The following is a 13,756-nucleotide window of genomic DNA, read 5'->3' on the forward strand; positions in this document are numbered from 1 at the left end:
GACTGTTTCCTCCAATGTTCTATTAATAACTAATACATTAAATTATACCAATCAGAATAGTTTCATTCAATAATTTTCAAAAAATTTAAAAAATAACAACATCTTTGGTTAAACTAATGAAATTAATTGATTCAAGTGTAACATCATATAGAAGATAATACATAGATGTCACTGATTAAAGCATGAACGTTCACATCTTTTGAGATACTACGGAAATCGATATTGATATATCACAATCTATTAATTTTAGTAACTAAGTTCAAAATTTTCATTGATATTGTGTAGTGAACGATAGGAAAAAGGCTTTTTTGAGTATTAAAAGCTGTGCAAAGGTATTGTACAACACTGACACTCAAGGAACGTCATAACTGCAAGATTATATGGCTAAACCATATATCAGACAAGAAGCATTCACGTACATAATGATATAATTTCAAATATAAAAAGCGCTAATCCATAGTGAATTAGCGCCCTTACTTTTTAAAATTTTATGCCTTACTCGCTTGTCATCGATTATTTCAAAAGTAATTATCTTACTTTATCTTTATTTGAGATTTCTTTAAGCATAACTTCTGTCATTTTAGTCAAATCATATTTAGGATTAAAGCCCCACTCTGCTCTAGCACAACTTGTATCAATACTATTTGGCCAACTGTCAGCAATACCTTGTCTGTCTGGGTCAACTTCGTAATTTAATTTAAAATCTGGGTAATGCTCTTGAATTGCCGCTTTGACCATTTCTGGTTCAATGCTCATCGCACTCAAATTATAGGCGTTACGATTAATTAATTTTACGCCGTCTGCTTCCATTAACTTGATAATAGCGTCAATTGCATCTTCCATATACATCATATCCATAAATGTATCTTTAGCAATATAGCTTGTATACTGACCTTCACGAACTGCTTTAAAATAAATATCTACTGCATAATCTGTTGTACCGCCACCAGGCTCTTTAATATGTGATATTAATCCAGGGAATCTAACACTTCTTGTATCTACACCAAATTTATCAAAGTAATATTGGCATAATAGCTCACCAGCAACTTTGTTAACGCCATACATAGAAGTTGGTCGTTGAATCGTAACCTGTGGTGTGTTCACTTTCGGTGTTGAAGGTCCAAAAGCTCCAATTGAACTTGGTGTAAAGAACTGTAAGTCATATTCTCGAGCTACTTCTAAAGCATTTAAAAGACCACCCATATTTAAATCCCATGCAAATTGTGGATTTTTTTCAGCTGTTGCAGATAATAATGCCGCCATATGCATAAATGTATCTGGTTTAAAAGACTCAACAATTTCCGTCATTCTGTTTTTATCTGTAACATCTAAAATTTCAAATGGTCCATTAGCAATCGCCGAACCTGTTTCTGGCTCTCTAATATCTGTGGCAAGTACATTATCATTGCCATATAACGCTCTACATTTTACTACGAGCTCAGTACCAATTTGACCTAAAGCACCTGTAATCATTATCTTTTTCATAATCAAAAACTCCCTTGTTTATTACAGAAATCGTAATGTATTTTCGTAGTGGACAAATATCTATCATTTACAAACATTGTACTATAAAAGCGCTTTTTTGTATACTACGCGTGTACATGAATCGACTAATTATATTTTACCGGTATTGTCGTTGCAAGCTGATGATTGTTAAGCTTTTGACTTCTCAATATATAGGAAAATTTTATAATATATAGATTTTGACATTTCTTTGGTAATTTGATATAAAACAAACAAATACAATATGTGGAGATGATGATATGTTGCATAACAATGCTTCATTATTAATACAAAGCAATTACTGTCTATAGTATGATGCTTTGTTTAAAATTTCTTTTCACAAAGCATCTTTTGCTTTTAAGAATTATAATGTGAAAGGAATTTAAAAAAATTGGAAAAACAAATTTATCCATATCAATTTAACTATATTAAAGAACGAATCGCACATTTACTTAATGCTTATAAATCAGTAAATGACTTAAATACAATTGCTTCTATAAAAGAAACAACTAAAATAGACATTTATCAGCAGTTTCATCAAATAGATGATACGTTGACTGAAGCGATTGAAAAATTAATGAACATACGTATTACTAAAGTACAAGTAGATAAAATATTAGAAACTTTACAGACATACGTTATACCCTTTGAACACCCTTCAAAAAAACAAGTCGAAAAAACTTTTCGTAAAATTAAAAAGCTTAAATCACCGCTTATTAGTGATGAAATCCTTTTGGAAAGTACTTATATCGGATGGAACGATATCGCTTCAAACAGAAAATTTATCATCTATTATAACGAGCAAGGAACTTTAACAGGTTTTTATGGCGACATTGCTAACCAAACCGTTAAGGGCTATTGCGCAATTTGTAATAAAGAATCTAATGTCGCTCTATTTATGCGTAAAACACGTACTTCTGGTGATGGACAATATACCAAAAAAGGTGACTATATTTGTTTTGACAGTATCAAATGTAATCAACAATTGTCGGATATTACACAATTTTATCAATTTGTCGATAAAATCCACTCATAAGTTTTATAGTTCCGCTAGTATGATTATTATGTTAGTACTTTAACTTCAAAATACAAAGAATTACCTGAGCTTTCGCTCATGCATAACTCCCACTAACCTAACAAGTTGGGAAGTGTTTCAAAGGTTTACCTGACCTTCCGCTCATGCATAAGTCCCACTAACCCAATAAATTGGGAAGTGTTTCAAGGTTTACCTGAGCTTTCGCTCATGCATAAGTCCCACTAACCCAACAAGTTGGGAAGTGCTTTAAAGGTTTACCTGAGCTTTCGCTCATGCATAACTCCCACTAACCCAACAAGTTGGGAAGTGCTTTAAAGGTTTACCTGAGCTTTCGCTCATGCATAAGTCCCACTAACCCAACAAGTTAGGAAGTGTTTCAAAGGTTTACCTGAGCTTCCGCTCATGCATAAGTCCCACTAACCCAACAAGTTGGGAAGTGGGACTTTAATTTTTCAAATACTCAATAAAAGTACGAATGGTTTGTTCGTTCACGCGATCAACATTTGTTAAAGCTGTAAAATAAATATAATAATCAAATGGTGAGCCAATGGGGAGCATCTCAATCAAACCATTAAGTATGAACGGATCATCTTCTAGCATCAAACTCGATACAATACTTACACCCAACCCCTCGGAAACTGTTTTAATCAATACACTTGGATTATTCGTTCTAAACACAATTTTTAATGGACCATTTTCATCTTCAAATGCTTTAAAATTATTATGATAAAAATTGCGATCATACAGGACAAAAGGAAATTGTTTAATTGATTCCATTTCAACCATGCTTTTTAATGATAGTTTAGACTTTTTAGGTACAATTAATTTAAAGTCAGTAGATAAATTCAATGAATGTGGGACGATGTGATGACTAAAAGTTTCATTTTCAGTTTTTCCTATAAGTCCGATATCAATCTCATTATTTTCAATCATTTTTATAATTTCTTGTCTATCACTTTCAAATACTTCTACGTCAATATGCGCATAGTCTTTTTTAAAATTTGATAAAGCTTTTGGCACAATTTTATTAAATAAAGTTGGTATCGTCGCTATTTTCAATGAACCTTTGATATTACTATGCAATGCCTCTACTTCCGATAATAAACTCGTCTGGGCTTCTAAAATATCTATAATTAAAGGTATAAGTCGCTTTCCAACTTCTGTTGGCAATGTCCCTTTACGTGAACGATTAAAAATTTTATACCCTAACTCTGACTCTAAATTAGCAATAGACTGACTCATTGCTGATTGGCTAATATGCATTGCTTCCGAAGCGTGAACAATAGATTCTAACTCATAAATCTTTTTAACATACGATAATTGTTCAAAATTCATTGTATCCTCCTTATATCAGTAAAGCTTATGTAAACTTAAAAAATTCTAATTATACATTATCTATTATAATAAATGATGGTTGAAAAAATTTATATTAAAGGACGGTATTAAATATGTACGATAAACTCTGGTCAAAAGATTTTATCTTCATTACAATGACAAACTTTTTAATGTATTTAATCCATTATACATTAATCGTAACTGTCACTATATTTACAATTGATAAATACCACGCTTCAGAAAGTATGGGTGGTTTAGCAGCTGGTATATTTATCATCGGTATGTTATTTGGACGCTTAGTTTCTGGCAGAATTATCGATAATCTGCAGCCTAAAAAAGTATTAATATATGGTATTATTTTCTCAATTATTACAGTTGGCTTATACTTTGCAATCAACAGTCTTCTTATATTAATGATCGTAAGATTACTGCATGGTATTGCTTTTGGTTTATCGTCAACTGCAACTGGAACCATTTCATCTAGAATTATTCCAGATAAACGAAAAGGTGAAGGTATCGGTTATTATGCATTAAGCGTAACGACCGCTTCAGCAATCGGACCATTCACTGGTATCATATTAAATCAAAGATTTGGTTTTGAATCTATTTTTATCGTTAGCTTGGCAGTCATTATTTTCGCTTTTGTTATCTCATTGTTTATCAAAGGGTTACCAAAAGCAGAACCGTCAACAACAGACAATGATTCCAAGGAAAAAGGACTTAGTGCTTATATCCAAAAAGAAGCATTACCAATATCTGTTGTAATCATATTCGTTGGTATCGCTTATTCTAGTGTACTATCATTTTTAACTGTTTATACAGAACAAATCAATCTTGCTACAGCATCTAGTTTCTTCTTTATTATATATGCAGTGAGTACATTTGTTACACGTCCGTTTACTGGAAAAATTTATGATCATTACGGTGAAAATAAAGTGATGTATCCAGTATTAATCAGTTTCATGCTTGGACTTATACTTTTAAGCGCAACACACACAAGTTTATTATTGCTTATTTCAGCAATTTTCATTGGCGTTGGATATGGTACTATCATTCCAAGCGCACAAGCCATTGCTATACAACAGTCTCCAGTTAAAAAAATTGGACTCGCGACTTCTACATTCTATATGTTTGCAGATTTCGGTGCTGGTATAGGACCATTTATTTTAGGTGTGATTATTCCAATTATGGGTTATCGTAACCTATATATCACCATGGCTGCGCTCGTCATTTTATCAATTGTACTTTATTTCCTATTACATGGAAAAAAATCAGCTGAAAACAACAATTATTAATATAATCATTTATAATCTAATCATCTAAATGTGGCTGTAACAAAATTTGTCATCTACGATATACTTGTATCACATTAATAAGGCAAGCAAACGAACTGTCGTTTGCTTGCCTTATGTTTTGGAAGCATTTTTAATGCCTATCACTTTAAATTACAGCTAAGCTGGCTTCAATTTCAGTTTTTTTCGCATCAAAATCACAATCCTGTTGTGATAATGGCTTGCCTGTTTCGGCAATACTTTTGATACTTTCGGTTTGAAATTGCCAACCAGCAAAATCTAATGTAATATGTGGAAATTCAAAAGGTAAATATTCATAAAAATTGAGTTCTACATATGATTGATGTTCAAATAATTCAAATTTCACTTTTCCAATATCCCATGTAAAACCAATCGTTTTATTTGGTTCGAAATGTGTAATACGCATTTCTAAATCTTCACTATCGTCTAAGTGAAACAACATTTTCCCGCCTTCTATTCGTTCTTGAAATGACAATTGCGGAAACCATTGCTGTATCCCTTCTGTAGTACTTAAATAATCAAAAATACGATGCACGTCACTCTTAATTTTCAAATTTATTGTTTGATAAACGCCTGATTTATCTTTAGCATACTGTATTGCCATTTTTTCCCTCCTAAAAATAGGAATATAACCTATCAGTAATCATTACTTTGGTTATATTCCCTAAAATTATTTTTATTATACTTTTTCTTTAACTTGTGATTGAATCGCTCTTTCTTTTTTCGTGTAATTAAAATAGATAAGCCCCAGTAAGATAAACCATATTGGTGATAATACAACACCCATTCTTGTGTCAGGTACAATAAATAATATCAACAACACAAAGACAAAGAATAATTGTACAAATCTTGCAGTATGAATACCACCTGGTAACTTAAACTGACTTTCTTTGTGATGGTTAGGATTTGATTTCGCATATTTTGCATACGCATGCATGATGAACATCCATACAACAACTAACAAAATAGTTGAAATTGCCGTTACATAGAAAAATACTTGAGTCGCATTTGGAATAAAATAATTTAACAGTACAGTTATAGACAGTAATGCACAAGTGACAAGTATTGCAACAAAAGGGACACCTCTATGATTCGTCTTCATTAGCAAACGGTGTGTTTGACCTTTTTCTGATAGTCCAAATAGTATTCTACTATTCGCAAAAATACCACTATTACAAGCTGATGATGCTGCAGTAAGTACTACAAAATTGATTAAACCAGCCGCAAATGGTACGCCTATTAATGCGAATAAGCTAACAAATGGACTATTGTTCGGATCTATATCTTGCCAAGGAATAATTGACATCATAACTGCTAAGGCACCTACATAAAATAATAAAATACGTATAGGCACACTATTGATTGCTTTAGGTATCGTCTTATGTGGATTTCTCGTTTCACCTGCTGTAATACCTAGAATTTCTATACCTGTAAATGAGAAAACAACCATTTGAAATGACATAAAGAAACCTGAAGCACCATGTGTAAATAATCCACCATTACTATAAATATTAGATATACTCGTTTTTCCAAATGGCGTTTGGATCGCAAATATAATCATCACTACACCTACAACTATGAGTGCTAGTATAGTCACAACTTTAATAATGGCAAACCAAAATTCTAACTCACCAAACATTTTCGTACTCGTTAAGTTGAAAGTCATGAGTATCAAGATACAAGCTAATGATGTAATCCAATTTGGTAAATCTGGAACCCAATATTCTACATATTTAGCAACAGCTGTAATTTCTGCCATACCTGAAGTTATCCATGTTAACCAGTACGTCCATCCTGTTACAAAACCAGCAAAAGCTCCAATTTGATCATGAGCTATATCTGCAAATGTTTTGTATTTCGTATTAGCAAGTAACATTTCCCCCATTGCGCGCATAAATAAAAATAAAACAAAACCTACAATTATGTAAGTGAGTAATATCGATGGTCCAGTCAAACTGATAGACTGACCCGCCCCTAAAAATAGTCCAGTACCAATGGCGCCACCAATAGCAATAAGTTGAATGTGTCTATTGCTTAACTCTCTGTTTAATTTATTTGTCATAAATTTGCTCCAATTCCTTTGTTTTAAAACATAATCAACATATAGAACTTAAAATCATACCCCTTAATTTCAAATTGCAAAATACTATAAATCAAAAATGTTTGATTGTATAATATTATTTTTTTCTGAAAATTACAACTATTCTTCAAAATTATTTTAAATAAAAATGTGTTATTACACTATTGTTTTATTTATACCATAAAGTTTATTAGTAATTTACTATTTTATTTAATTTTACTTTCATTGTACATCATGATATTTACGTGCTATATCTTTGTTGTGTGCTAAAGTCTATGGTAATTGTAAATAATTCAAATTAAAAAAAGTATGTCTCCTAATGATTCACAGCTATAATAAAGTAGTTAAATTATGGCATAGTTCTTAACTCAGATAGACAAGTTACAGTACAATGTGTAACAAAAAATATAGCCTTTCTAATAAATATACATGCATTTAATCATTACTATCCATTTTCTCATCCCCTATAAGTCGATTGTAACTATAAACGATTACTCATATTTAAGTAACATTAAATTTTACTATCTACAGCATCATATACTTTTCTATATCTATTAATTTTTCAGTATAATTAATCAATTATACGACGCTGTTTTTCAACACTATAAGCAATCACTTAAAGTTCTCGGCTATAATCACCCCCTATCCAAGCATAAAACTAGACAATTTCTCTCCAAAAAATCATATATTTTGTATTAATTGAATTTTCAAACTTTTATAAAAATTCAGTCATTATGTATTGATTTTATATCTTATTATCGATAACATTTATATATAAGTAACTTATAAGTATTGAAGTAATGATAGAGGAGATAAACATGACAGAAAACAATAACTTAGTAACTTCGACTCAAGAAATTATGAAAGAAGCCTTACATAAATTAGGGTTTGACGATGGTATGTATGAACTTGTCAAAGAACCTTTAAGATTTTTAGAAATACGAATTCCTGTGCGTATGGATGATGGCACCGTTAAAACTTTTAAAGGCTATCGTGCACAACACAATCAAGCCGTAGGACCTACCAAAGGTGGTATCCGCTTCCATCCTGATGTGAATGTTGAAGAAGTGAAAGCATTATCCATGTGGATGACAATGAAGTGCGGCATCACAAACTTACCTTTTGGTGGTGGCAAAGGTGGTGTCATATGTGATCCAAGAGAAATGAGTAATTTAGAACTAGAACGTTTATCACGTGGTTATGTTAAAGCTATTTCACAATTTGTAGGACCTGCCAGTGATATTCCAGCACCAGATGTTTATACAAACCCACAAATCATGTCTTGGATGATGGACGAATACAGTAAAATCAACCGTTCAAATGCATTTGCATTTATTACAGGCAAACCGCTTTCATTAGGTGGTTCACAAGGACGTAATCGCGCCACTGCGCTAGGTGCTGTAATCACAATTGAAGAAGCTGCGAAACATCGAAATATTAATATCGAAGGTTCTCGTGTAGCGATTCAAGGTTTTGGCAATGCCGGAAGTTTTATTGCTAAAATTTTGCATGATAAAGGGGCTAAAATTGTCGCGATATCAGAAAGTCGAGGCGCTTTATATAATCCTGAGGGGCTGGATATTGAACATCTTCTAGCATTAAAAGAACAACATGGTCGTGTAACACCATTATTTGAAGACGTCATTCCTAATGAAAAATTATTTGAACTCGACTGCGACATTTTGATTCCTGCTGCACTATCTAATCAAATTACAGAAACAAACGCTCATTTAATTCAAGCTAAGATTGTGGCAGAAGCAGCTAATGGCCCTACGACACAAGAAGCAACTAAAATATTAACCCACCGTGACGTTTTAATCATACCAGATGTACTTGCTAGTGCAGGTGGTGTAACAGTGTCTTACTTCGAATGGGTGCAAAATAATCAAGGCTATTATTGGTCGGAAGAAGAAATCATCACGAAACTTGAAGAAAAAATGGTTGAAGCATTTAATAAAATTTATGATTTAGCAGAAAATAGAAAAATGGATATGCGCTTAGCAGCTTATGTTGTAGGACTAAAACGTACAGCTGAAGCTACGCGTTTCCGTGGTTGGGCATAATACTTTATCTCTCTTCCACGTTGCAACAAGCTGATTCAAATTTGAATCAGCTTTTTTTTATACCTTAGTTTTTACACTCAGACTAAATTTCTATATAAAAATACTTTCCTATTGAAATATTTACATTTCCAAAAGGTTTAAAAATAGAATTTTCTGAATTTATTTGAAATAAAAAATTATCCAATATATACTTATTTACAACAAAGGGGAGGTTATACATTATGAAAAACAATATTTATGGTAATGTACCATGCTTTTTAAATAGTAAAAATCTTACATCTACAGATAATTTAGATACAGATGTCATAATTTATGGTGCACCTTTTGAAGGTGAAAGTACTTGGGGTGACTATACTGGCGTTGAGTTAGGTCCAAAGCAAATTAGAGTTTGCTCAGCTCGTTACAGTCAATATTTACCAGAATTAAATCATATTGATATTAGTGAACATTTAACAATGGGCGATGTAGGTGATGTGCCATTTGTTGCACACAATAATCAACAAAGCTACGAAAACATTGAAAAATTCACTAAAAAGCTATGGGAAAGCGAGAAATTTTTAGTTGGTTTTGGTGGTGAACATGGTGTCACTTACCCTATCCTTAAGTCACTGGCGGAAACGGGTAAAAAAGTGGGTATTATACATTTGGATGCGCATTATGATAACATGCCCGATTACGAAGGAGAACCCTACGCCCGTAACACTCCATTCATGAGACTATACGAAACAGATGGTATACGTAATGAAAGTATCATTCATACAGGTATTCATGGTCCTAGAAACAAACCTGAGACAGGTCGTTACGCTCAAGAAGCTGGTGCAGTAACACTTACAATCAATGATATTAGAGCCGCTAAGGATTTAAAACAATATGCTAGAGATATTTATGCACAGGCGAGTAAAGATGTAGATGTCGTATATTTAACCATTTGCAGTGATGTATTAGACTTTGCCTTCAATCCAGGTGGCCCAGTAGATGGCAATGGACTAAGTTCTTATGAGCTATTAACAATGATATATGAGTTTGGTGCATTAGGCTTATGTGGTATGGATTATGTTGAAGTTTACCCAATGCAAGACGCTAACCAGAACTCTGCCCACTTCGTTTCAACAGCTGTATTATATGTACTTGCGGGACATGTGAATTATTTAAATAACACAAAATAAATGAGGGGTGATGACATTGGTCAAAAATGTAAGGAAGATTATTAAATCTCTCGGTCCTGGTATGATTATCACCGCTTCATTTATAGGTCCCGGAACCGTTACAACGATGACACAAGGTGGTGCGGGGTTTGGTTATAGCTTGTTATGGGCTGTTGTATTCTCAATTGTTGCAACCATCGTACTCCAAGAAATGATTATTCGACTATCTCTTGTAACAAGAGAAGGTTTAGGCGAAGCGATACAAGAATTATTCGCTCATAAAGTAGGAAAACTAATCATTGTATGGTTTACATTAATAGCTGTAACCATTGGTTGTGCCGCTTACATCAGTGGCGATTTAATTGGAACTTCACTTGGTGCAGCATATCTATTAAATTTACCAGAAAACCTAGTAGCACCTATCATCGGCTTTATTATTTTACTCATTGGGTTATTTGGTAATTATAAATTTTTAGAAAAAATAATGATTTTCCTGATGGTCATCATGGGCATTATCTTTATTACAACTATGATCGTCATTAAGCCTGATATTTTTGGTATTTTAAAAGGTGTATTTGTACCTACGATTCCGAACGGTTCTATAATAACTGTTATAGCATTAATTGGAACGACTGTAGTTCCTTATAATTTCTTCATTCACTCCACTGCGGTACACGAACGTTTTAATGGTATAAAAGAACTCAAATTTGCGCGTTGGGATACTATTATTTCGATTACTGTTGGCGGTATTATTTCAGCGGCTATTCTTATTGCTGCTGCCACATTAATTCGTGGTGACGAAGTCAAAAGTATTATACAGCTTTCTGGCCCACTCAAACCTGTTTTAGGCGATGCTGCCCCCTTTGCAATTAGCATTGGTTTGTTTGCAGCCGGGCTTTCATCTGCCATTGCTTCCCCTACCGGAGCGGCAGCTACAATAAGCAGCTTATTAGGGTGGAAAGGTGGCATGGAAAGCAAAAAGTACAAGATTGTCTTTACCGTCATTATCCTTATTGGTATTACAACATCCTCACTCGGATTTGAACCATTAGAAGTATTGTTAGTGGCACAAGCCTTAAATGGTATTATTTTACCTGTTGTTGCTATATTAATCTTTATTATCATCAACAAGAAAAATTTAATGGGCCGTTTTGTTAATAATGTTTGGCTTAATATCATCGGTCTTGTCGTCGTTTTAATCGTTACTTTCTTAGGCCTTTATAGTCTGGTCGACGCAATTACTAGCTTTCTATCTTAAATAAAAAAGACGTATAGTCCAATTATTTACAAAATTGGTTACTATACGTCTTTTATTTATGTTTTTAGTGATTACATTAAACGTTTTTCACTAAATTTATTATAAACCCATCTAACTAATAGTGCAGCACTGATAAACAGACCGATATAACCGAATGTTTTAAACACGAAATTCACTAGATCGACAAAGCCAATAAAACTTAAGATAAAAGCCACAATTAAAGAAATTGTTAAAAGTGCAACATACCCTTTACTACTTGGTCGTGTAAATCTGCTTAAAAATGGATACAACATACCGATACAGCTATTGAAAATAACACCAATCATCACCGCCGACATAAATACACCTATATAAGGATGTATATCATTTGCCAATAATAATGTAGGAATGTCTACACTATTAGCATTGTGGATATTAGCCATTAATCCACACGTCATAATTAATAACAATATACTAAAAGATAGGCCACCATAAAATGCTCCCCTGCGTGCTGTTTTATGACTCATAGCATCACTACCAACGATGGTTAGGAAGCTAAAGCTATTGCCAATGATTAATCCTCCATAAACAATTGCATCCCACCACCATACGGAACTAGACGTTTTAGATGGTTTTGTGTATTGTTCTGCCTCTGAAAATGGAATTGTAGGATTGATAATATTATAGCCGGCAATCACTAAAACTGCGATGACTAAAAATGGTGTCACTACACTTAATATTGTCATGATTTTATTAAACCTAAGTTGTAGTACAATAAAAAGTAAAATTACAATTGCCAATGAACCTGTCCACATTGGAAGACCAAATCCTTGATAAAGTGCAGAGCCGCCGCCCGCAATCATAACAACAGTTAAACCAAATAAAAAGAAAATAGTTAAATAATCTATAATCTTACCTACATATTTTCCGAAAATATGGTTCAATGAAATTTCATATGTATTCGCATCCAAGCGATAACCAATTTTTGAAATTTGCCTAGTCGCAAACGTTACAATAATACCTGTAAGAATTACTGCAATATATGCATAGTTTCCATGGTTAACAAAGAATTGTAATAGTTCTTGGCCCGTTGTGAATCCTGCGCCAACAATAAAACTAAGATAAGCGAGCGCAGTCTTAACTGCTGCCTTATTATCTTTACTCATTGATCATACATCCCCTTCGAAGTTAGTTACTATGTACTATTTATCAGGTTTTCAAAACAAACAATCATTGTGCTAAAAGATTAAAAATACATATGTCGAAGCAAACAAGAGCGAGACAAACATCATACTTTTCTAGTAGATTCCTTTGTCCCGCCCAACAAAAGTAACTAGGATGAATGTACAGTTCATCTAGTCAACTTTTCACTTCATTCAACATATAACAATCATATCAAGGCCATTTAGCGATGCTTAGAAAACATCACAACACTTTAAATTTCAACCTAAATAGCTCCTGCCTCTTCTAAATTTTTCCCTTTTGTTTCCGGTGCCATATAAATCGACAGTATAAAACCAATAAATAATAGTGCCGATGAAATATACATTGTTACACTTAATCCATAATTTTCTAAAATCATCGGAAAGAAAAATATACTTAAAGCAGATGCTAATCGACTCACAGTAGTAGTAAAACCTCCACCTGTACCACGTACATATGTAGGGAATAGTTCATATGGATAAATCCATTGATGACTGCCCATAGCTGTATTGAAAATACCGTAAATAATAAATAGTACAAGTATCATTAAAAATGGAGCCTTGCCACCAGATACTATACCTAATGATAACAAAGCTAGCGCAGTAATCAAGAAGGGCCATATCAAAGTAGGTCTTCTTCCATATTTTTCAACTAAGTATAATGCTGGAAAAATACCTATTAAATAAAACATATTGATAGCAAATATTTTTTCCGTCCTAATTAGAAGACGTATTATATCGCAATAATATTACTTACCATGACACATAGAATTACAACAATGTTAACCAGACAATCAAACAAAAAAATCAACACTTTCATCCTTATAACAATGAAAGTGTTG

11 protein-coding genes are annotated in these 13,756 nt (G+C 33.0%); 5 read left to right on the forward strand and 6 right to left on the reverse strand.

The window, feature by feature from the left end; all coding sequences use genetic code 11:
• Positions 1-528: 528 nt before the first annotated feature.
• Positions 529-1,485: an NAD-dependent epimerase/dehydratase family protein gene (locus CD150_RS00850; protein WP_046207245.1), complete on the reverse strand. Its 957-nt coding sequence runs from the start codon at positions 1,483-1,485 to the stop codon at positions 529-531.
• Between the two features lie 409 nt (positions 1,486-1,894).
• On the opposite strand from CD150_RS00850, the gene fusF reads away from it, so the two are divergent.
• Positions 1,895-2,539 (forward strand): fusidic acid resistance EF-G-binding protein FusF, encoded by a 645-nt coding sequence (gene fusF, locus CD150_RS00855; RefSeq protein WP_063851262.1) that lies wholly within the window; start codon positions 1,895-1,897, stop codon positions 2,537-2,539.
• 444 nt (positions 2,540-2,983) lie between these two features.
• On the opposite strand, the gene CD150_RS00860 is transcribed toward fusF, so the two are convergent.
• Positions 2,984-3,874, reverse strand: coding sequence for a LysR family transcriptional regulator (locus CD150_RS00860; protein WP_040029925.1), 891 nt, complete (start codon positions 3,872-3,874; stop codon positions 2,984-2,986).
• 113 nt (positions 3,875-3,987) lie between these two features.
• Here CD150_RS00860 and CD150_RS00865 point away from each other — a divergent pair, with 113 nt between their 5' ends.
• Positions 3,988-5,169 carry an MFS transporter gene (locus CD150_RS00865; protein ID WP_073343497.1) on the forward strand — a complete coding sequence of 394 codons (1,182 nt, stop codon included), beginning with the start codon at positions 3,988-3,990 and terminating at the stop codon, positions 5,167-5,169.
• A gap of 145 nt (positions 5,170-5,314) precedes the next feature.
• Here CD150_RS00865 and CD150_RS00870 read toward each other — a convergent pair whose 3' ends face one another.
• Both CD150_RS00870 and CD150_RS00875 read right to left on the reverse strand, forming a co-directional pair.
• Positions 5,315-5,791, reverse strand: coding sequence for an SRPBCC domain-containing protein (locus CD150_RS00870; protein WP_073343500.1), 477 nt, complete (start codon positions 5,789-5,791; stop codon positions 5,315-5,317).
• 75 nt (positions 5,792-5,866) lie between these two features.
• Positions 5,867-7,249 (reverse strand): amino acid permease, encoded by a 1,383-nt coding sequence (locus CD150_RS00875; protein WP_073343505.1) that lies wholly within the window; start codon positions 7,247-7,249, stop codon positions 5,867-5,869.
• Positions 7,250-8,085: 836 nt separating this feature from the next.
• On the opposite strand from CD150_RS00875, the gene CD150_RS00880 reads away from it, so the two are divergent.
• The 3 genes from CD150_RS00880 to CD150_RS00890 all read left to right on the forward strand — a co-directional run bounded on the left by CD150_RS00880 (position 8,086) and on the right by CD150_RS00890 (position 11,733).
• Positions 8,086-9,330 carry a Glu/Leu/Phe/Val family dehydrogenase gene (locus CD150_RS00880; RefSeq protein ID WP_073343508.1) on the forward strand — a complete coding sequence of 415 codons (1,245 nt, stop codon included), beginning with the start codon at positions 8,086-8,088 and terminating at the stop codon, positions 9,328-9,330.
• Positions 9,331-9,551: 221 nt separating this feature from the next.
• A complete protein-coding gene (locus CD150_RS00885) occupies positions 9,552-10,496 on the forward strand; it encodes an agmatinase family protein (RefSeq protein ID WP_040029920.1) in 945 nt (314 codons plus the stop codon).
• A gap of 61 nt (positions 10,497-10,557) precedes the next feature.
• Positions 10,558-11,733, forward strand: coding sequence for an Nramp family divalent metal transporter (locus tag CD150_RS00890; RefSeq protein WP_397610343.1), 1,176 nt, complete (start codon positions 10,558-10,560; stop codon positions 11,731-11,733).
• A gap of 71 nt (positions 11,734-11,804) precedes the next feature.
• Here CD150_RS00890 and CD150_RS00895 read toward each other — a convergent pair whose 3' ends face one another.
• Together CD150_RS00895 and CD150_RS00900 are read right to left on the reverse strand one after the other, a co-directional pair.
• Positions 11,805-12,878, reverse strand: a complete 1,074-nt coding sequence (locus tag CD150_RS00895; RefSeq protein WP_073343514.1) for a YkvI family membrane protein — start codon at positions 12,876-12,878, stop codon at positions 11,805-11,807.
• 281 nt (positions 12,879-13,159) lie between these two features.
• Positions 13,160-13,606, reverse strand: coding sequence for an MFS transporter (locus tag CD150_RS00900; protein ID WP_073343518.1), 447 nt, complete (start codon positions 13,604-13,606; stop codon positions 13,160-13,162).
• Positions 13,607-13,756 lie beyond the last annotated feature (150 nt).

The organism is Staphylococcus ureilyticus, assembly GCF_002902235.1.
Classification (GTDB): domain Bacteria; phylum Bacillota; class Bacilli; order Staphylococcales; family Staphylococcaceae; genus Staphylococcus; species Staphylococcus ureilyticus.